The organism is Allobrachymonas denitrificans DSM 15123 (genome assembly GCF_900110225.1).
GTDB classification, from domain to species: Bacteria; Pseudomonadota; Gammaproteobacteria; order Burkholderiales; family Burkholderiaceae_C; genus Brachymonas; species Brachymonas denitrificans.
Map to the genome: position 1 here is coordinate 13,146 of NZ_FOCW01000011.1, position 18,395 is coordinate 31,540.

General features: G+C 62.5%; 19 protein-coding genes and 1 tRNA gene. 6 read left to right on the forward strand and 14 right to left on the reverse strand.

What is annotated here, in order from left to right; all coding sequences use genetic code 11:
* Positions 1-5 precede the first annotated feature (5 nt).
* Both benB and benA read right to left on the reverse strand, forming a co-directional pair.
* A complete protein-coding gene (gene benB, locus BMW28_RS11700) occupies positions 6-500 on the reverse strand; it encodes a benzoate 1,2-dioxygenase small subunit (protein ID WP_091818166.1) in 495 nt (164 codons plus the stop codon).
* Positions 497-1,864 (reverse strand): benzoate 1,2-dioxygenase large subunit, encoded by a 1,368-nt coding sequence (gene benA / locus BMW28_RS11705; protein ID WP_091818168.1) that lies wholly within the window; start codon positions 1,862-1,864, stop codon positions 497-499. The genes benB and benA overlap by 4 nt, the downstream gene beginning before the upstream one ends.
* Positions 1,865-2,144: 280 nt before the next feature.
* Between benA and BMW28_RS11710 the strand changes: the two genes are divergently transcribed.
* Together BMW28_RS11710 and BMW28_RS11715 are read left to right on the forward strand one after the other, a co-directional pair.
* Positions 2,145-3,059, forward strand: a complete 915-nt coding sequence (locus BMW28_RS11710; protein WP_091818170.1) for a LysR family transcriptional regulator — start codon at positions 2,145-2,147, stop codon at positions 3,057-3,059.
* Between the two features lie 151 nt (positions 3,060-3,210).
* A complete protein-coding gene (locus BMW28_RS11715; protein ID WP_091818172.1) occupies positions 3,211-5,382 on the forward strand; it encodes a PhoX family protein in 2,172 nt (723 codons plus the stop codon).
* Positions 5,383-5,552: 170 nt separating this feature from the next.
* Here BMW28_RS11715 and BMW28_RS11720 read toward each other — a convergent pair.
* Positions 5,553-5,628, reverse strand: a tRNA-Arg gene (locus BMW28_RS11720).
* A 151-nt stretch (positions 5,629-5,779) separates the two neighbouring features.
* On the opposite strand from BMW28_RS11720, the gene BMW28_RS11725 reads away from it, so the two are divergent.
* Positions 5,780-6,688 carry a c-type cytochrome gene (locus BMW28_RS11725; protein ID WP_091818174.1) on the forward strand — a complete coding sequence of 303 codons (909 nt, stop codon included), beginning with the start codon at positions 5,780-5,782 and terminating at the stop codon, positions 6,686-6,688.
* 86 nt (positions 6,689-6,774) lie between these two features.
* On the opposite strand, the gene BMW28_RS11730 is transcribed toward BMW28_RS11725, so the two are convergent.
* Together BMW28_RS11730 and BMW28_RS13185 are read right to left on the reverse strand one after the other, a co-directional pair.
* Complete coding sequence (locus BMW28_RS11730; protein WP_091818176.1) at positions 6,775-7,329, reverse strand: DUF2946 family protein; 555 nt, start codon at positions 7,327-7,329, stop codon at positions 6,775-6,777.
* 4 nt (positions 7,330-7,333) lie between these two features.
* The gene (locus BMW28_RS13185) at positions 7,334-8,491 is read right to left on the reverse strand and encodes a YheT family hydrolase (protein WP_091818178.1); all 1,158 of its coding nucleotides are present in this window, start codon (positions 8,489-8,491) and stop codon (positions 7,334-7,336) included.
* 140 nt (positions 8,492-8,631) lie between these two features.
* Between BMW28_RS13185 and BMW28_RS11740 the strand changes: the two genes are divergently transcribed.
* The 3 genes from BMW28_RS11740 to BMW28_RS11750 are packed head-to-tail and all read left to right on the forward strand — an operon-like array spanning position 8,632 to position 10,755.
* Complete coding sequence (locus tag BMW28_RS11740; RefSeq protein WP_091818180.1) at positions 8,632-9,237, forward strand: LemA family protein; 606 nt, start codon at positions 8,632-8,634, stop codon at positions 9,235-9,237.
* Positions 9,238-9,265: 28 nt separating this feature from the next.
* A complete protein-coding gene (locus BMW28_RS11745) occupies positions 9,266-10,234 on the forward strand; it encodes a TPM domain-containing protein (RefSeq protein WP_091818182.1) in 969 nt (322 codons plus the stop codon).
* Between the two features lie 2 nt (positions 10,235-10,236).
* Positions 10,237-10,755 carry a TPM domain-containing protein gene (locus BMW28_RS11750; protein WP_091818184.1) on the forward strand — a complete coding sequence of 173 codons (519 nt, stop codon included), beginning with the start codon at positions 10,237-10,239 and terminating at the stop codon, positions 10,753-10,755.
* 431 nt (positions 10,756-11,186) lie between these two features.
* On the opposite strand, the gene BMW28_RS11755 is transcribed toward BMW28_RS11750, so the two are convergent.
* From BMW28_RS11755 to BMW28_RS11795, 9 genes are read right to left on the reverse strand one after another with little or no spacing between them, the layout of a single operon-like run.
* Entirely contained in the window at positions 11,187-11,603 is a 417-nt protein-coding gene (locus tag BMW28_RS11755) for a F0F1 ATP synthase subunit epsilon (RefSeq protein ID WP_091818186.1), read from the reverse strand.
* A gap of 13 nt (positions 11,604-11,616) precedes the next feature.
* The gene (gene atpD, locus BMW28_RS11760) at positions 11,617-13,032 is read right to left on the reverse strand and encodes a F0F1 ATP synthase subunit beta (RefSeq protein WP_091818246.1); all 1,416 of its coding nucleotides are present in this window, start codon (positions 13,030-13,032) and stop codon (positions 11,617-11,619) included.
* 23 nt (positions 13,033-13,055) lie between these two features.
* On the reverse strand, positions 13,056-13,934 hold the full coding sequence (atpG, locus tag BMW28_RS11765) for a F0F1 ATP synthase subunit gamma (RefSeq protein ID WP_091818188.1): 879 nt from the start codon (positions 13,932-13,934) through the stop codon (positions 13,056-13,058).
* A 15-nt stretch (positions 13,935-13,949) separates the two neighbouring features.
* Complete coding sequence (gene atpA / locus BMW28_RS11770; protein ID WP_091818190.1) at positions 13,950-15,509, reverse strand: F0F1 ATP synthase subunit alpha; 1,560 nt, start codon at positions 15,507-15,509, stop codon at positions 13,950-13,952.
* A gap of 42 nt (positions 15,510-15,551) precedes the next feature.
* Complete coding sequence (locus BMW28_RS11775) at positions 15,552-16,082, reverse strand: F0F1 ATP synthase subunit delta (RefSeq protein WP_091818192.1); 531 nt, start codon at positions 16,080-16,082, stop codon at positions 15,552-15,554.
* A gap of 13 nt (positions 16,083-16,095) precedes the next feature.
* On the reverse strand, positions 16,096-16,566 hold the full coding sequence (locus BMW28_RS11780) for a F0F1 ATP synthase subunit B (RefSeq protein ID WP_091818194.1): 471 nt from the start codon (positions 16,564-16,566) through the stop codon (positions 16,096-16,098).
* 34 nt (positions 16,567-16,600) lie between these two features.
* Positions 16,601-16,846 (reverse strand): F0F1 ATP synthase subunit C, encoded by a 246-nt coding sequence (atpE, locus tag BMW28_RS11785; RefSeq protein WP_091818196.1) that lies wholly within the window; start codon positions 16,844-16,846, stop codon positions 16,601-16,603.
* Between the two features lie 56 nt (positions 16,847-16,902).
* Complete coding sequence (gene atpB / locus BMW28_RS11790) at positions 16,903-17,796, reverse strand: F0F1 ATP synthase subunit A (RefSeq protein ID WP_091818198.1); 894 nt, start codon at positions 17,794-17,796, stop codon at positions 16,903-16,905.
* Positions 17,797-17,826: 30 nt separating this feature from the next.
* Positions 17,827-18,330 (reverse strand): hypothetical protein, encoded by a 504-nt coding sequence (locus tag BMW28_RS11795; protein WP_091818200.1) that lies wholly within the window; start codon positions 18,328-18,330, stop codon positions 17,827-17,829.
* Positions 18,331-18,395: the final 65 nt, after the last annotated feature.

Below are 18,395 nucleotides of genomic sequence, written 5' to 3' on the forward strand. Positions count from 1 at the left end.
CTTTCTCAGATGTGATAGATATCGATCACCTGGTTGATGTAGTCGTTCTTCAGCACCACGTACTTGTCCACGATCTTCGGCTGTGCGCCGGACACGTCGATGCGGTAGCGCGACATGCCGAAGTACTGGTAGATCGTCTTGTAGCGGAAGCTCAGCGTGTGCCAGTTGAAGCGCACGGTGACGATGTCGCCCTCCTGCCCTTCCAGCTCCACGTTGCTGATGTTGTGGCTGGTGCGAGTGTCCGGCATGGTGGCGCTGGAGCGCTCGGTCTTGATGCGGAACACGCGGTCTTCCAGACCCTGGCGGTTCGGGTAGTAGATCAGCGAGATCTCGGTCTGCGGATCGGTCACCAGCGTGTCATCGTCATCCCAGGAAGGCATCCAGAACTGCGCGTTCTCGTCGTAGCACTCCAGCCATTCGTCCCACTGCTCGTCATCGAGCAGGCGCGCTTCCTTGTACAGGAATGCCTTCAGGTTCACCAGATCGTTGTTCGCGCTCATGCTGCTGCTCCTTCCTTCTCCACGGCCTGCTGCATCACTTCCATCCAGTAGTGGTGCTGCAGCGTGTACAGTCCTTCGTCCTCGGTCTTCACGCCCGACAGCAGCGGCTTCAGGCCGATGGCTTCGGCGGCTTCGTCCGCACCGCGGATCCAGTGCTTGCTGCCGCGCGACTGGTCGTTCCACTCCAGCGCAATGCCGTTGTAACCCTGCTGGCAGGCGCGGAACTCTTCCAGATCGTCCGGCGTGGCCATGCCGCTGGCGTTGAAGAAGTCCTCGTACTGGCGGATGCGGCGGGCACGCGCCTCGGGTGCCTCGCCCTTGGGAGCGATGCAGTAGATCGTCACTTCCGACTTGTTCACGGAAATCGGGCGCACCACACGGATCTGCGAACCGAACTGGTCCATCAGGTACACGTTGGGGTACAGGCACAGGTTGCGCGAACGCTTCACCATCCAGTCGGCACGGGCCTCTCCGAATTTCTCGATGTATTCCTCGCGACGCGGGAAGTTGGGACGGTCTTCCGGGTTGCCCCACAGTGTCCACAGCAGCATGTGGCCATGCTCGAAGGCATAGCTGCCGCCGCCCTGCTTGCCCCAGGAGCCGGCGTCCATCGCCTTGATCTTGTCCTCGCGGGCGTTCTCTTCCTTGCGGCGGCTGGTGGTGGCGGCATAGTTCCAGTGCACGGCCGTCACGTGATAGCCGTCCGCGCCGTTCTCGGCGGTCAGCTTCCAGTTGCCGTCGAAGGTGTAGGACGACGCTCCGCGCAGTACTTCCAGCCCTTCGGGCGACTGGTCCACGATCATGTCGATGATCTTGGCCGCTTCGCCCAGGAACTCGGTCAGCGGCTTCACGTCGGGGTTCAGGCTGCCGAACAGGAAGCCACGGTAGTTCTCGAAGCGCGCCACCTTCTTCAGGTCGTGCGAGCCTTCCTTGTTGAAGCTGTCGGGGTAACCGGCATCTTCCGGATCCTTCACCTTCAGCAGCTTGCCGCTGTTGTTGAAGGTCCAGCCATGGAACGGACAGGTGTAGGTGGCCTTGTTGCCCTTCTTGTGGCGGCACAGCGTGGCGCCGCGGTGCGGGCAGGCGTTGATGAAGGCGTTCAGCTCGCCATTGCGGTTGCGCGCAATGAACACCGGCTGGCGGCCCATGGTGGTGGTGTAATAGTCGTTGTTGTTCGGAATCTGGCTCTCGTGTGCCAGAAAGATCCAGTTGCCCTCGAAGATGTATTTCATCTCGAGTTCGAACAGCTTCTCGTCGGTGAAGGCGCGGCGGTTCAGGCGGTAATCGCCGCTGGCCTCGTCCTCGATCAGCAGGCCGTCCAGATTGACGCTGCCCTGGTTGGGTTCCACTTTGATGGGAATCATCCTTGTCTCCTCGCTCCATGCTTTGAATCGGGACGGTTCCATGCATTGCGTCGGCCTGTCCCTGCCACTGGCAACCCCGACACCGTTTTCGATCTCCAAGGGTTATCCCTACCATACCCTGCAAACATCATTTTTTGCAGAATATCGAGATTTGGACTGTAATTGGGGCGATTTGAAGCGTCAAAGACTGATTTGGTATATATTTCATACCTTATTGGTATAGTTCGATGAAGCGCTTTCTTGCCCCTTCCAAGGCGTCTTTTTCAGGAGGAGTCAGGCCATGGAACTCCGCCATCTGCGCTACTTCGTCGCCGTTGCCGAAGAACGCAATTTCACCCGCGCATCCGAGCGCCTGTTCATCGCCCAGCCCCCGCTGAGCCGGCAGATCCAGCAACTGGAAGAGGAGCTGGGCACCCCGCTGTTCCAGCGCGGCACACGCCCGCTCAAGCTCACCGAAGCCGGCCGCTTCTTCTACGGCCACGCACGCGACATGCTGGCGCGCGCCCAGGACGTGCAGGCCATGACGCGCCGCATCGGCAAGATCGAGCGCAAGCTCTCGCTCGGCTTCGTGCCATCCACCCTGTACGGCATCCTGCCCAAGATCATCCGGCGCTTTCGCAGCGAATACAGCCACATCGAACTCACCCTGCACGAGATGGCCACGGTGGAGCAGAACCAGGCGCTCAAGGAAGGCCGCATCGACGTCGGCTTCGGCCGCGTGCGCATCGACGATGCCAACGTGCGCCGCATCGTGTTGCGCGAGGAAGTGATGATGCTGGCCGTGCCCTTCGAGCACCCGCTCGGTCTGGCCGGCAAGCCGGTGCGCCTGCAGCAGATCGTGCATGAACCGCTCATCCTGTTCCCGCGCGCCCCGCGGCCGAGCTTTGCCGACCAGGTGCTGGCCGCCTTCCGCGACCGCGGCCTCGAACCGGCCAACATGCAGGAAGTGCGCGAATTGCAGATCGCCCTCGGCCTGGTCGCCGCCGGCGCCGGCCTGTCCATCGTGCCGAAAAGCGTGCACGGCATGCAGCGCACCGACGTCACCTACCTGCCGCTGGACGAACGCGGCGTCACCTCCCCCATCGTCATGGCCATCCGCATGCTGGACGACTCGCAGGACCTGCGCAACCTGCTCACGCTGATCTACGAGATTTACGACGACGAAGGAATTCCGTACGCCCGGGAAACGCTGTAGCAGCTAGTACCTCGCTCTTAAGTGCCGAATATTTCGAAGGATTTTTCCGGATCCCGGCCAAAGTGACCGCCCGTTCGCATCTGCTTGCGCATGTCACAGGTCTGTAACCTGAGCCACGCATCATGCACGGACCCATTTGCCTGGAGCCCTCATGAAACCTACTACCACTACCGAAATTTCCACGTACGACGACAACGAAATCGTCAACCACAGCGGCAATGCCCACTTCTCCGACATCCTGGCGGCCAACATGAACCGCCGTGGCGTACTGCGCGGCAGCGTGGCCACGTCCGCTGGTGTCCTGCTTGGCTCCGTTGGCCTGACGGCCTGCGGCGGTGATGGCTCCGGCCCGGCCAAGCCTCCGGTCAGCAATGGCCCCAAGGAACTGAAACTGAACTTCGAACCGGTGGCCCACACCAACGCCGACCTGGTGACGGTACCCAAGGATTACCAGGTCAGCATCCTGCACGCGCTCGGCGATCCGCTGCACTATGGCGACACCTCCTGGAGCGACACAGGCACCGAGAGCGCCGAATCCTATCAGCGCCGTATCGGCGACGGCCATGACGGCATGTACTACTTCGGCCTGAGCGACGACGGCAAGTTCGACGCCAACCGCTCCGACCGCGGCCTGCTGTGCGTGAACCACGAGTACGTGGTCGCCCCCTACGGTCTGCACCCGGCTGGCAGCACCCGTGTGGATGGCAAGCGTCCGGCCGAAGAAGTCCGCAAGGAAATCTTTGCCCACGGCGCCAGCGTGTCCGAAATCCAGCGCAAGGCCGGCAGCAACGAGATGGAAATGGTGCGCGGCTCCAAATACAACCGTCGCGTGCACTCCGCCACACCGATGGAGATGGCCGGCCCGGCAGCCGGCAACGCCAAGCTGGTGACCAAGCTGTCCGTGGATGGCAAGGAAGCCTTCGGCATGAACAACAACTGCGCCTGCGGCTACACCCCCTGGGGCACTTACCTCACCTGCGAAGAGAACTACCTGAACGTGATCGGTCGCGCTGTCGACGACGACACTCAGCGTTCCGCCTCCGAAATCGTGGCGCTCAACCGCTACGGCCTGCCCCAGGGCCGCGAGAACCCCTACGGCTGGGACACCCCCGAAGGCGAGGAATTCAAGCGCTGGAACAGCGCCGTGAGTGCTGCTGCGGCCAGGGATGACTACCGCAACATCTTCAACAGCTTCGGCTGGGTTGTGGAAATCGACCCCTTCCGCCCCGACTCCAAGCCGGTCAAGCGCTCGGCCCTCGGCCGCTTCAACCACGAAGGCGCCTGGCCCGCTCCCGCCAAGGCTGGCGAACCCATCGTGATCTACTCCGGTGACGATGCCCGCAACGAATACGTGTTCAAGTTCGTGTCCGATGCCAAGTGGGATCCGAAGGACGTCAACGGTGGTGCTGCTGCCGGCGCAAAGTACCTGGACAAGGGCACGCTGTACGCCGCCAAGTTCAATGACGACGGCACTGGCGAATGGCTGGAGCTGACCCACGGCAAGAACGGCATCGACGCCTCCAACCCGGTCTACCCGTTTGCCGACCAGGCCGACGTGGTCATGCACTGCCGTCTGGCAGCCGACTTCATGGGCGCCACCAAGATGGACCGTCCCGAATGGGGCGGTGTGAACCCGTTGAACAACGAGGTTTACATGACCATGACCAACAACTCCAAGCGTGACGGCGTGAAGATCCCGCTGGACGCGGCCAACCCGCGCATCGGCAACACCAACGGCCACATCGTGCGCTGGCGCGAAGAAGGCAGCCAGGCCGGTACCAAGTTCCAGTGGGACATCTACCTGTTCGGCGCCCGCGTGGACGGCAAGCAGAGCGAGAACCTCTCCAACCTGTCCGCCACCAACGACTTCTCCAGCCCCGACGGCCTGTATTTCGACCAGCGTACCGACGGTGGTGCCGGCCTGCTGTGGATCCAGACCGACGACGGCTCCTATACCGACGTGACCAACTGCATGATGCTGGCGGCCATTCCGGGCCAGGTGGGTGATGGCAAGCGCGTCACCACCAGCGACGGCCAGGAAACCATCATGGGTGCCCACGCCACGGGTGCCAACGTGCGCCGCTTCCTGGTCGGCCCGTTCGACTGCGAAATCACCGGTGTGGTGGTCACTCCCGATGGCAAGACGCTGTTCTTCAACGTGCAACACCCGGGTGAAGACAAGGGCGATTTCGCCACCAACACCTTCACCAGCCACTGGCCGGGCAACCAGCCGGGCATCATCAGCCACCACCAGGGCCACAAGCGTCCGCGCTCTGCCACGGTCGTGGTGACGCGCAAGGACGGCGGCCCGATCGCGCTGTAAGAAGAGCATGCCCCGGCAACGGGGCGCTCCCGATCCGGTCCCCCACGCCTTCGGGTCTGGGGGATTTTTTGTACTACGCACCCTCCAGCAAGCAGACCGCACCAACGAAAAAACCCGCTTTCCTGCAAAAGCGGGCTCGATGGCAACAGAGCTGGATATGATGGGGAAGGTGGCGCGACTGGCGGGGATCGAACCCACGACCCTTGGCTTCGGAGGCCAATACTCTATCCACTGAGCTACAGTCGCGCAAAAAAGAAAGCTGCTGCAGGGCCCGGATGTTGTGGTAAGCATGACAGGAACCGTGCAGCAACCGGCAATTGTAGGTGTTTTTTGCAGCAGCGGTGACTATAATTGCCTGTCACTTTTAGTTTCCAATCAACACTGCCCTGAGGACGTTATGAGCCAGAACGCTCTTGATACATACAATGTTTCCGAGGCGACCAAGAACCGCCAGTTGGCGATTGTCGCTGTGCTCACCTTCGGTGCCCTGTTTGCACTGCTGGCCATCGCGGTGTACTTCAGCACCTACGCCACTCCGTCCTTCAATGCAGACAGCCCCGCAGCACAGATGGCTGCCGCCCAGCGCATCCAGAAAGTTGGCAGCGTCGAACTGCAGGAAGCCCCCGCTGCCGGCGGCGCTCCCAAAACCGGCGAAGAAGCCTACAAGGCTGCCTGTGCAGCCTGTCACGACGCTGGCGTAACTGGCGCTCCCAAGCTGGCCGATGCAGCCGACTGGGGTCCGCGTATCGGCCAGGGCGTCGAAACCCTGTACAAGCACGCCATCGAAGGCTTCACCGGCGCCAAGGGCACCATGCCTCCGCGTGGCGGCACGACCTTCACCGACGACGAAGTCAAGCGCGCCGTGGTCTTCATGGCCAACAAGAGCGGTGGCAGCTTCCCCGAGCCTGCTGCCGCTGACGGCGCAGCCGGTGCTGCTTCCGGTGCCGCCTCCGCCCCGGCCGCCGACGCTTCCGCCGCAGCTCCTGCCGCCTCTGAAGCAGCTCCCGCAGCCGCCAGCGCGGCAGTTGCCGCCGCTCCTGCTGCCGCCGCTGCCGGTGGCAACGGCGAAGCCCTGTACAAGGCTTCCTGCCAAGTTTGCCACGCTGCTGGTGTGGCCGGCGCTCCCAAGCTGGATGACAAGGCCGACTGGGCCCCGCGCATCGCCCAAGGCGAAGCCACGCTGTTCAAGCACGCCATCGAAGGCTTCACCGGCAAGAAAGGCGTAATGCCTCCCAAGGGCGGCTCCACCGCTTCCGACGATGAAGTCAAGGCTGCCGTCCAGTACATGGTCAGCGTCGCCAAGTAATCCCCTGCCGCTGGTACCACCGGTGCCAGCCGCCCCAGACACCCCAATGCTGTCATGCAGCCTTGGGGTGTTTTTTCATGCAGGAATCAGGCCTGCTGATCCTTCTGCGGGCTCATGCGGTAACCAAAGCGCTCCGGCAGGCTGGCCGCCTGCACATCTTCCAGCGGCCACATCACATCTTCGACCGCCTCCGCCATCACCAGTGTGTCCAGCGTGTGCACCAGACCCAGGCCGTGGTCAGTAACGAGGTAGACATGCCCCTCCTCGTCGCACAGCGCACGTTCCACTTTCGCAGGCAGGCCGGTGTGCGTACACACCTTGTAGCCGTCCCCCTGCTGCTCGACGCGCAGCACCCAGGGCGTGCTTTCCAGCTCCACGAACACCCGCTGCGGGCCATTCTGGAAATACCAGCGCCCCTGCTCGTCCACCAGATAGTTGCGGCCGATGAACTCGACCAGCTTCTCCAGCTGCAGCACTGAACCCCGGCTGGCCGCGCTGCTGCCGGGGCCGCTGAACGGACCCGCCGCCTGCGCCGCCTCGTCCCGCAAGTACCAGTCTCCCCGCATGCCCAGACCCAGCCAGCCATATGCATGCGGCACATTCGGCCACTTCGCCATCGCCTGTCTTACCAGTTCGTCCATTGCTCTACTCCTGCGGGGCTCCGTGCCCCTTGTTGCTGATTGTGGCGCAAGTCGCCTGCATCCAGTCCGTGACGGCCCGGGGCATGCCCAGCACCTGTCCCGGCCACCGCCCTTCCGCAAACCCGACGTGTCCTCCCGCCTTCGGCTGCCACAGCGTGACACAGTCGGGCACATCACCGGCCGCAGGCAACACGGAAGCCGGCACGAACGGATCGTTGCGCGCATTGAGCAACAAGGTCGGAATCTGCAGCGCATGCAGATGCGGCCGCGAGGATGCCCGCCGCCAGTAGTCATCCGCCCCGCCAAAGCCGTGCAGCGGCCCCGTGAATGCATCATCGAAATCGAACAGGCTGCGCGCCCGCAACACCCGCTGCAGATCGAACAGGTCCGGATACTGCGCCGCCTTCTGCCGTGCCTTGTGCTTCATGCTTGCGAGAAACATGCGTTCATAGCTCACGCGGTTGAATCCCCGGTGCAGCGCGTGCCCGCAAGCCGCCAGATCCAGCGGGGCACTGATGACAGCCAGAGCGCTCGCCCGCTCCATCGCACGCGTACCCTGCTGCTGGGCCCAGCGCAGCAAGGCATTGCCCCCAAGCGACACGCCGGCCACGAAAAGCGCCGCCTCTGGCCCCAGGTGTTCATCTTTCCAGGCCTGCATGCGTGCGAGGATCCAGTCGACCTCGCTCCAGTCTCCGCTGTGATAGGCACGCGCCGCTCGGTTCGGCTCCCCGCTGCAACCGCGGAACATCGGCACCGCAAACGCCCAGCCAAGGCTGCGTGCCCGGTCCGCAATCGCCAGGGCGTAATGGCTGGCGGAAGAGCCCTCCAGACCATGAAACAGCACCAGCAGGGCAGGCTTCCGCTGCCCTCCGACTGACGACGGGCCGCCCTCGGCCTTCACCGCTTCCCCGTTCCTGCCTCCCACCTCATTGGCAAGAGGCGCTTCCCTCCCGGAATCCCGACAGGACACACCGCGGAAGTCGTGATCCCCCAGCACCGGCTGCAACCAGTCCACGTCAACAAAATCGCCATCCGGGGCATCCCAGCGCGTGCGCACATAGCGTGGCCGCTCCCCGCTCCAGGCACGGGCATACAGCGCCGGCCAGATGGTCTGGCTATGGCCGTCCGGCAGCCAGCGCGGGGGACGGTAGTGAAACTCCATGCCGCCAGCATATCAGCCGGCAAAGGCTGTATGTTGACTCTGTCACGCTGGCGCCATCTGTCGGCGTATTCCTGCAGGAAGCCGCAAAAAAACTGCGCTATGCTTGCAGTATTCTTGCACCCACCGGGGAGACCTCCACCATGAAACGCTGGTTCCTGATCCTGATTTCCATTCTCGGCCTGTTCAGCCTCAGCGGCTGCGGCTATAACCAGTTCCAGTCGCTGGACGAACAAGTCAAGTCGTCCTGGAGCGAAGTGCTCAACCAGTACCAGCGTCGCGCCGACCTGGTGCCCAACATCGTGGCCACCGTCAAGGGCGAAGCCAATTTCGAGCAGGAAACCCTGACCAAGGTGATCGAGGCCCGCGCCAAGGCCACCTCCATCCAGGCCACACCCGAACTGGTCAACAACCCGGAAGCCTTCAAGAAGTTCCAGGATGCCCAGGGTGAGCTCTCCGGCGCCCTGTCGCGCCTGATGGTCGTGGCCGAACAGTATCCCCAGCTGCGCGCCAACCAGGCCTTCCGCGACCTGCGTGTGACGCTGGAAGGTACCGAAAACCGCATCACCGTGGCCCGCAACAACTACATCAAGTCGGTTCAGGAATATAACGTGCTCGCACGCCAGTTCCCGACCAACCTGACTGCCATGATCTTCGGCTACAAGCCCAAGGCCAACTTCACGGTCGAAAACGAAGCCGCCATTTCCGCCCCGCCCAAGGTGGATTTCGGTGACGAGAAGAAGCAGTAAGCGCCTTGCCTGAACGAGGCACTCCGTGATGCACAGCAGCGCCCTGACACTGGCACCGGCCATCCGCTGGAGAATCTGGCTGGCCAGCCTGTTGCTGGGCCTGTGTGCATGGCTGCCTTCCGCCTGGGCGCAGCAGCTGGTACCGGTGCCCGCCCTCACGGCGCGCGTCATGGACCAGACCGGCACCCTCAGCCCGACCGACAAGGCTGCTCTAGAAGCCAAGCTGGCCGCCTACGAACAGGCCCGGGGCAGCCAGCTCGTCGTGCTCATGGTGGCAACCACGCAGCCCGAAGACATTGCCTCTTTCGGCTACCGCGTCGCCAGCACCTGGAAAATCGGCCGCCGGGATGTCGGGGACGGCATCCTCATCATCGTCGCCAAGGACGACCGGCGCATGCGCATCGAGGTTGCCAAGGCGCTGGAAGGCGCTGTTCCGGACATTGCCGCCGGACGCATCATCGACGATGCCATGAAACCCCGTTTCCGCGTCAACGACTTTGCAGGCGGGATCTCCGCAGCCATCGACCAGATCACGGCGCGGCTGGACGGCGAAGCGCTGCCACTGCCTGGCAACACGCCTGCCCCATCCCCGGTGGATGAGGGCATGGACTGGATGTCCGCCATCGTGATCGTGGCCATGATCAGCCTCATTGGAGGCGGCATCCTCAAGTCCCTCATGGGCAGGCCGCTCGGCTCGATGGCGACCGGCGCACTGGCGGGCGGTACCATGTTCCTGCTTTCCGGCGTGCTGCTGGCCGCGGGACTGGCAGGCCTTGCCGGCCTGTTCATCGCACTCGTGACCGGCATGGGCGGTGGCGGAGGCATGCTGCCTCCGGGCGGCGGTGGCCGTGGGCGCGGCGGGCCCATCATTCTTCCCGGTCCGCCCACTGACTGGGGCCGCGGAGGCAGCTGGGGCGGTGGTGGCGGCTTTGGAGGGGGCTTCGGCTCTGGCGGGGGCGGCGACTTTGGCGGAGGCGGCGCCTCGGGAGACTGGTAACCATGGTATTCAGGCAGCTTTTCAGCCGGCAGGCAACACCCGCGCAAGCAAGCTCTTCTGCGGTCTCGCAGGTCCTGCCTGCGGACGCGCAACAACGCCTCTCGGCCCGGGTGAGCGACAGCGAACGCCTGCATTGTGGCGAAATCCGCCTTTGCGTCGAAGCGGCCATGCCGCCCAGCTACGTGGAACGGCAGGCCCCTGCACGCGAACGCGCGCTGTCACTGTTCGGCAAGCTGCGCGTCTGGGACACTGAGCACAACAACGGCGTACTCATCTACCTGCTGCTGCAGGAGCACGCCATCGAGATCATTGCCGACCGCGGCTTCAACCGCCACGTTCCCCAGGCAGAGTGGACACACATCACCCAGCGCATGTGCGAGCCGCTGCGCCAAGGTAAGTACGAACAGGCGCTTGGCATCGCGCTGAACGACGTGACCACCCTGCTCGCTACCCACTTCCCGCCGAACCCGCATCGCCCGCGGCTGAACGAACTGCCCGACGCGCCTGTGATCCTCGGCTGAGGGCACCTGTTTTCTTTGCTTCTGGGGTTCTGGAGCGTTTCCGCTTTGTTTCGGGCATGCACGGAGCCAAGTTCGGGTCGGGGCGCTTGAACTTGCCTTTTCCGATTGCTGTGTCTTCAGCCGTGTCCTCTACCCTCTTACGTCTCTGAAGACCGAACTCTGACCCCGCCGTGTGCCGTGTGCCGTGTGCCGTGTGCCGTGTGCCGTGTGCCGTGTGCCGTGTGCCGCCTGCCGCCTGCCGCCTGCCGCCTGCCGCCTGCCGCCTGCCGCCTGCCGCCTGCCGCCTGCCGCCTGCCGCCTGCCGCCTGCCGCCTGCGCGACCTTACCCCGTTAGGCGGGGAATATATTTACATTGACAATAAAAAAACCCTGTCCTTGCGAACAGGGTTTTCAGGCTTCTTGCCGTCACCGGCGCGAGCCGGCAACAAGCATCAGCGCTTCTGGCGATACTTGCGCAGCGCCGCGATCTGAGCCGCCATCACGGCCAGTTCGGACTGGGCCATGGCAACGTCAAAATCGGTCTTGGCGTTGCGCAGGGCTTCTTCAGCCGCTTGCTGTGCCGCCTTGGCCTTGCCTTCGTCCAGATCCTTGCCGCGGATGGCGGTGTCGGACAGCACGGTGACAACGTTGGGCTGCACTTCCAGAATGCCGCCAGCCACGAAGACAAACTCCTCGTCACCATTTTCAGTCTGGATACGCACGGAGCCAGGCTTGATGCGGGAGATCAGCGGCGTGTGGCCGGGCAGGATACCCAGCTCGCCGCTCTCACCCGGCAGTGCCACGAACTTGGCACGACCGGAGAAGATCGACTCTTCCGCACTGACCACATTGACTTGCAGGGTGCTCATACACTACCCCTTATCAGCCGAGGTTCTTGGCTTTTTCGATGGCTTCGTCGATGGTGCCGACCATGTAGAAGGCCTGCTCCGGCAGGTGATCGCACTCGCCGTTGACAATCATCTTGAAGCCGCGGATGGTTTCCGACAGCGGCACGTACTTGCCCGGAGAACCCGTGAACACTTCGGCCACGTGGAACGGCTGGGACAGGAAACGCTGCATCTTGCGGGCGCGAGCCACGGTGAGCTTGTCTTCCGGAGCCAGTTCGTCCATGCCCAGAATCGCGATGATGTCACGCAGTTCCTTGTAGCGCTGCAGGGTACCCTGCACGGCACGGGCCACGCCATAGTGCTCTTCGCCGACCACGTTCGGGTCCAGCTGACGGCTGGTGGAGTCCAGCGGATCCACGGCCGGGTAGATACCCAGGGCAGCAATGTCACGGCTCAGCACCACGGTGGAGTCCAGGTGGGCGAAGGTCGTGGCGGGAGACGGGTCGGTCAAGTCATCCGCCGGCACATACACGGCCTGGATGGACGTAATGGAACCCACCTTGGTGGAGGTAATACGCTCCTGCAGGCGGCCCATTTCCTCGGCCAGCGTCGGCTGGTAACCCACGGCGGAAGGCATACGACCCAGCAGGGCGGACACTTCGGTACCAGCCAGCGTGTAGCGGTAGATGTTGTCCACGAAGAACAGCACGTCACGGCCTTCGTCACGGAAGGACTCGGCCATGGTCAGGCCGGTCAGGGCCACACGCAGACGGTTGCCCGGGGGCTCGTTCATCTGGCCGTAAACCATTGCCACCTTGGACTCGCCCAGGTTCTCCAGGTTCACCACGCCGGAATCGGCCATCTCGTGGTAGAAGTCGTTACCTTCACGGGTACGCTCACCCACACCGGCAAACACGGACAGACCGCTGTGTGCCTTGGCGATGTTGTTGATCAGTTCCATCATGTTCACGGTCTTGCCCACACCGGCACCACCGAACAGACCCACCTTGCCGCCCTTGGCAAACGGGCACACCAGGTCAATCACCTTGATGCCGGTTTCCAGCAGTTCCTGGGAGGGGCTCAGTTCGTCGTAGGCCGGGGCCTTGCGGTGAATGGAAGCCGTCAGTTCCTGGTCGACCGGACCGCGCTCGTCGATAGGGTTGCCCAGCACGTCCATGATGCGGCCCAGCGTGGCCTTGCCAACCGGCACCGTGATCGGGGCCTTGGTGTTGTACACCATCATGCCGCGACGCAGACCGTCGGAAGAACCCAGCGCAATGGTACGCACGATGCCGTCACCCAGCTGCTGCTGCACTTCCAGGGTCAGCTCGGAGCCGTCCATCTTCAGTGCGTCATAGATCTTGGGCATCTGGTCACGGGCGAACTCCACGTCCACCACCGCGCCGATACACTGCACGATCTTGCCTTGTACTTGATTTTCTTGAGCCATCTTTTGCTCCAATAATTTAATGGTTACACCGCAGCGGCACCGGCCACAATTTCGGACAGTTCCTTGGTAATCGCAGCCTGGCGCGTCTTGTTGTAGACCAGCTTGAGCTCATCGATCACGTTGCCGGCGTTGTCGGTGGCGGCCTTCATGGCCACCATGCGTGCAGACTGCTCGGACGCCATGTTCTCGGCGACGGCCTGGTACACCAGGGCTTCCACGTAGCGGCGCAGCAGGTCGTCGATGACGGACTGTGCGTCGGGCTCGTAGATGTAGTCCCAGGAGTGGGCACGGCCGCTGGCACGCGCTTCCTCGACCATCTTGTCCTGCGACAGGGGCAGCAACTGCTGCACCACCGGCTCCTGCTTCATGGTGTTGATGAACTTGGTGTAGCTCAGGTACACCGCGCTCAGCTCGCCACGCTCGTAGGCATCCAGCAGAACCTTGACCGGGCCGATCAGCTTCTCCAGGTGGGGGGTATCCCCCAGCTGGATCGCATTGGCCACCACGGGGGCGCCAACGCGGTTCAGGAAGCCGAAGCCCTTGTTGCCGATCGCAACGGCACGGGTGGACACACCGGCAGACTGCAGGTCACGGATCTGGTTGGTCACCTGACGCAGCACGTTGGTGTTCAGGCCACCACACAGTCCCTTGTCGGTTGTCACCACGATCAGACCGGCCGTCTTGACATCGTTCGTTTTCATGAACGGATGCACATACTCCGGGTTGGCCATGCCGAGGTTGGCAGCAATGTCACGCACCTTTTCGGCGTACGGACGGGCCGCGTGCATGCGATCCTGCGCCTTGCGCATTTTGGATGCGGCGACCATTTCCATGGCTTTGGTGATCTTCTTGGTGTTTTCCACCGATTTGATCTTGCCGCGAATTTCCTTACCTGCTGCCACGTTGCTCTCCCGTGATCACGCGAAGTTTTTCTTGAAGGCGGCGATGGCGTCGGCCAGTTCGGCTTCAGCCTTGCCTTCCTTGTCGAAAGCCTTGTCGTTTTCCAGCTGGGTCAGCAGCGCAGCGTGCTTGTCCTTGAGGTGGGCATGCAGGCCGGACTCGAATGCCAGCACTTTCTTGACGTCGATGTCGTCCAGGTAGCCCTTGTTCACTGCGAACAGGGAAGCGGCCATCAGGCTGATGGGCAGCGGACTGTACTGGGGCTGCTTCAGCAGTTCGGTCACGCGGGCACCGCGGTCCAGCTGCTTGCGGGTAGCTTCGTCCAGATCGGAAGCGAACTGCGCGAACGCAGCCAGTTCACGGTACTGTGCCAGGTCGGTACGGATACCGCCGGACAGGCCCTTGATCAGCTTGGTCTGGGCAGCACCACCCACGCGGGACACGGAGATACCGGCGTTGATGGCGGGACGGATACCGGCGTTGAACAGGCTGGTTTCCAGGAAGATCTGGCCATCGGTAATGGAGATCACGTTGGTCGGCACGAACGCGGACACGTCACCGGCCTGGGTTTCGATCACCGGCAGCGCGGTCAGGGAACCGGTCTTGCCCTTGACTTCACCCTTGGTGAAGGCTTCGACGTAGTCGGCGTTCACACGGGCGGCACGCTCCAGCAGACGGCTGTGGAGATAGAACACGTCGCCGGGGAAGGCTTCGCGGCCCGGCGGGCGACGCAGCAGCAGGGAAACCTGGCGGTAGGCCACGGCCTGCTTGGACAGATCGTCATAGATGATCAGGGCGTCCTGGCCACGATCGCGGAAGTATTCGCCCATCGTGCAGCCGGAGTACGCGGAAACGTACTGCATGGCAGCGGATTCCGAGGCAGAAGCTGCCACCACGATGGTGTAGTCCATGGCGCCGGCCTGCTCGAGGGCGCGCACCACGTTCTTGATCGACGACGCCTTCTGGCCGATGGCGACGTAGATACAGGTCATGTTCTGACCCTTCTGGCTGATGATGGTGTCGACGGCCACGGCGGTCTTGCCGGTCTGGCGGTCACCAATGATCAGTTCGCGCTGGCCGCGGCCGATCGGCACCATGGAGTCGATGGACTTCAGGCCGGTCTGCACAGGCTGGTCAACGGATTTACGTGCGATCACGCCCGGGGCAACCTTCTCGATCACGTCCGTCATCTTGGCGTCGATCGGGCCCTTGCCGTCGATCGGCTGACCCAGTGCGTTCACCACGCGACCGATCAGTTCCGGACCCACCGGCACTTCCAGAATGCGGCCGGTGCACTTGACCGTGTCGCCTTCGGAGATGTGTTCGTATTCACCCAGAATCACCGCACCAACGGAGTCGCGCTCCAGGTTCAGCGCCAGGCCGTAGGTGGCAGCGCCATCCTTGGTGGCCGGGAATTCGAGCATTTCGCCCTGCATCACATCAGACAGGCCATAGATGCGGCAGATACCGTCGGTCACGGAGATGACGGTACCCTGGTTGCGCACATCGGTGGAACCCACCAGACCCTGGATGCGGCTCTTGATTTGTTCAGAAATCTCTGCGGGATTGAGCTGCATGACTCTTTCCTTCTTTCTTTAATAGCCTCAGACCCGGCCCGCTTACGCAGTCAGCGCCTGTTTCATTTGTTCAATACGGGCTTTGACCGAGGTGTCGAGCACTTCGTCACCCACGACCACGCGTACACCACCGATCAGATCGCTGTCCTGCACCACGCTCACGTTGAGCTTGGCCTTGAAGCGTTGCTCCAGACGGGCCGTCAGGTCTGCCAGCTCTGCGCCTTCGATGGGGAATGCGCTGTAGATGGTGGCATTGGAAGCGCCGCTGGCGGCGTTCTTGAGGGCTTCGTACTGGCGCGCGATCTCGGGCAGTGCCGCGAGGCGCCCGTTCTGCAGCACCGTGCGCAGGAAATTGTTGCCGTCCGCGGGCAGGGCCACGGGCATCAAACCTGCAATCAGCTCGAACAGCTGGTTGCTGCCCAGTTTCGGGCTGGCAGCGACCTGTTGCAGTTCGGGGTTGCCGACCACAGTAGCCAGGGGTTCCAGCCACTGGGCGGTTTCACCAAGCTTGCCGGTGCTGGCTTCGAACAGCGCCTGCGCATAAGGACGAGCAATGGTTGCAAGTTCAGCCATGTTCTTCCCTTAATTACAGCTCGGCCTTGAGGCGGTTGAGCAGATCGGCATGCACGTTGGCATTGACTTCCTTGCGGAGGATCTGTTCGGCGCCCTTGACAGCCAGACTGGCGACTTCGTCACGCAGGGAGTCACGCGCACGGGACACCTGCTGCTGGGCTTCGGCCTGGGCGGCAGCAATGATCTTGTTGCCTTCCTCGACGGCCTTGGCCTTGGCTTCTTCGATGATGCCCTGGGCACGACGCTCGGCATCAGCCAGGCGCACGGCGGCATCATTGCGGGAAGCGGACAGCTCCTGCTCGACTTTCTTGTTCATCGAGGCGAGATCTGCCTTGGCCTTGTCGGCCGCAGCCAGACCGTCGGCAACTTTCTGCGCCCGCTCGTCCAGTGCCTTCATGATCGGCGGCCACACGTAGCTCATGGTGAACCACACGAGGATACCGAAGACGATAGCCTGGATAACTAGTGTTGCATTGATATTCATGTTACCCCCTTTCGGTCATGAAAGGTGAACAGAATTAGACGGTGAAGGGGTTGGCGAATGCGAACAGCAGGGCGATGGCAACACCGATCAGGAAGGCGGCGTCGATCAGACCGGCCAGAATGAACATCTTGGTTTGCAGTTCGTTGATCAGCTCGGGCTGGCGAGCGGAGGACTCCAGGAATTTGCCGCCCATCAGCGCAATACCGATCGATGCGCCGATAGCGCCCAGACCGACGATCAGACCACAAGCCAGTGCGACGAGGCCGAGAATGTTTTCCATGAAAAGCTCCTAAAGGTTGGTGGAAAAGTAAGAAAGGAAAAAACGGGAAGGGGTGATCAGTGTGCTTCGTGGGCCTGACCGGTGTAGATCAGCGTCAGCATCATGAAGATGAAGGCCTGCAGCGTGATGATCAGGATGTGGAAGATGGCCCACACCGAACCTGCAATGATATGACCAATGGCCAGGCCAATGCCGGTACCGTTCAGTGCCCAGGCACCGCCCATCAGCGCGATCAGCATGAACACCAGTTCACCGGCAAACATGTTGCCGAAAAGTCGCATGCCGTGAGAGACGGTCTTGGCCACGTATTCGATGATCTGCATCAGGAAGTTGACCGGATACAGCGCCCAGTGGTTGCCGAACGGAGCAGCCACCAGCTCATGTGCCCAGCCACCCAGGCCCTTGATCTTGATGTTGTAGAACAGGCAGACCAGCAGCACGCCAACAGACAGGCCCAGCGTGGTGGACAGGTCGGCGGTGGGAACGATGCGCATGTAGGCGTGGTGCGGGTCGTGACCGGCAGCGGCGTAGCTCTTGGCCCAGATTTCGGGCAGCAGGTCGACCGGCAGCAGGTCCAGCGCGTTCATCAGGAAGATCCAGACGAACACGGTCAGGGCCAGCGGGGAAATCAGCTTGCGGCTCTTGGCGTTGTGGATCACGCCCTTGGCCTGGTTCTCGACCATTTCGGCCATGATCTCGACGGCAGCCTGGAAGCGGCCCGGCACGCCGGAAGTGGCCTTGCGGGCACCCAGCCACAGCAGCCAGCAGCCCAGCACGCCCATCAGGACGGACCAGAACACGGAGTCCAGGTTGAACAGGCTGAAATCGACAATCGATTTCTGCTTCACTGCCTCCAGACTGAAGTTGTACTGCATGTGCTGCAGGTGGTGAACGATGTATTCACTTGCCGTAGGCGCGTGGTTTACCGCTTGATCAACGTTTCCAGACATAGTGTTCAATCCGTCTAATACCAAATCCTGTCAGTGCGCCCGCGCCTGGCCGCGTATCCACGCCCACCAGTACGCCTTCAGCGTCACCACAAAGCCCGCCAGCATGGCCGGCCAGCTCATCCATTCGCGCAGCACCTGCGGCGCAAGCGCCAGCAGGGCGATGGTGAAGAGCACCTTGAAGCCCTCCCACATCAGTATCGTGGCAAAGCTCAATCCTGCACCACCAACCTTTCGCTGTGCTTGCATCTGCCTGCGCCAGCCCCGCAACACACCAGCCGTGGCCAGCGCAGAGGGACCCAGCACGGCAAGAACGCCAAACGCCGCCGACGGCACCACCCCGAACCGCCAGCCGGCCTGCATCTGCAGCAACCAGACCAGCAGCACCAGCACCCCACCGACTGCCACCTGTATCCGCCACAGTCGCCAGAGCGAAGGGGTGGGGTTGGCTTCCCGCCAGGCCCGGGCCTGCTCGGCAGTCCAGGGAATTATCTCTTCCTGTTCGGTTTCGTCGTCGAAGGGCTGGTATTTGTCCACGGGATCCTGCCTATTTACAAAGCGCTACCCCGCATACAGTTGGGCACATACCGTCGACCGGCATT

Coding starts and splice junctions, on each gene's coding strand:
- benB (WP_091818166.1), bottom strand. CDS start 500: ATGAGCGCGAACAACGATCTGGTGAACCTGAAGGCATTCCTGTACAAG.
- benA (WP_091818168.1), bottom strand. CDS start 1,864: ATGATTCCCATCAAAGTGGAACCCAACCAGGGCAGCGTCAATCTGGAC.
- BMW28_RS11710 (WP_091818170.1), top strand. CDS start 2,145: ATGGAACTCCGCCATCTGCGCTACTTCGTCGCCGTTGCCGAAGAACGC.
- BMW28_RS11715 (WP_091818172.1), top strand. CDS start 3,211: ATGAAACCTACTACCACTACCGAAATTTCCACGTACGACGACAACGAA.
- BMW28_RS11725 (WP_091818174.1), top strand. CDS start 5,780: ATGAGCCAGAACGCTCTTGATACATACAATGTTTCCGAGGCGACCAAG.
- BMW28_RS11730 (WP_091818176.1), bottom strand. CDS start 7,329: ATGGACGAACTGGTAAGACAGGCGATGGCGAAGTGGCCGAATGTGCCG.
- BMW28_RS13185 (WP_091818178.1), bottom strand. CDS start 8,491: ATGGAGTTTCACTACCGTCCCCCGCGCTGGCTGCCGGACGGCCATAGC.
- BMW28_RS11740 (WP_091818180.1), top strand. CDS start 8,632: ATGAAACGCTGGTTCCTGATCCTGATTTCCATTCTCGGCCTGTTCAGC.
- BMW28_RS11745 (WP_091818182.1), top strand. CDS start 9,266: ATGCACAGCAGCGCCCTGACACTGGCACCGGCCATCCGCTGGAGAATC.
- BMW28_RS11750 (WP_091818184.1), top strand. CDS start 10,237: ATGGTATTCAGGCAGCTTTTCAGCCGGCAGGCAACACCCGCGCAAGCA.
- BMW28_RS11755 (WP_091818186.1), bottom strand. CDS start 11,603: ATGAGCACCCTGCAAGTCAATGTGGTCAGTGCGGAAGAGTCGATCTTC.
- atpD (WP_091818246.1), bottom strand. CDS start 13,032: ATGGCTCAAGAAAATCAAGTACAAGGCAAGATCGTGCAGTGTATCGGC.
- atpA (WP_091818190.1), bottom strand. CDS start 15,509: ATGCAGCTCAATCCCGCAGAGATTTCTGAACAAATCAAGAGCCGCATC.
- BMW28_RS11775 (WP_091818192.1), bottom strand. CDS start 16,082: ATGGCTGAACTTGCAACCATTGCTCGTCCTTATGCGCAGGCGCTGTTC.
- BMW28_RS11780 (WP_091818194.1), bottom strand. CDS start 16,566: ATGAATATCAATGCAACACTAGTTATCCAGGCTATCGTCTTCGGTATC.
- atpE (WP_091818196.1), bottom strand. CDS start 16,846: ATGGAAAACATTCTCGGCCTCGTCGCACTGGCTTGTGGTCTGATCGTC.
- atpB (WP_091818198.1), bottom strand. CDS start 17,796: ATGTCTGGAAACGTTGATCAAGCGGTAAACCACGCGCCTACGGCAAGT.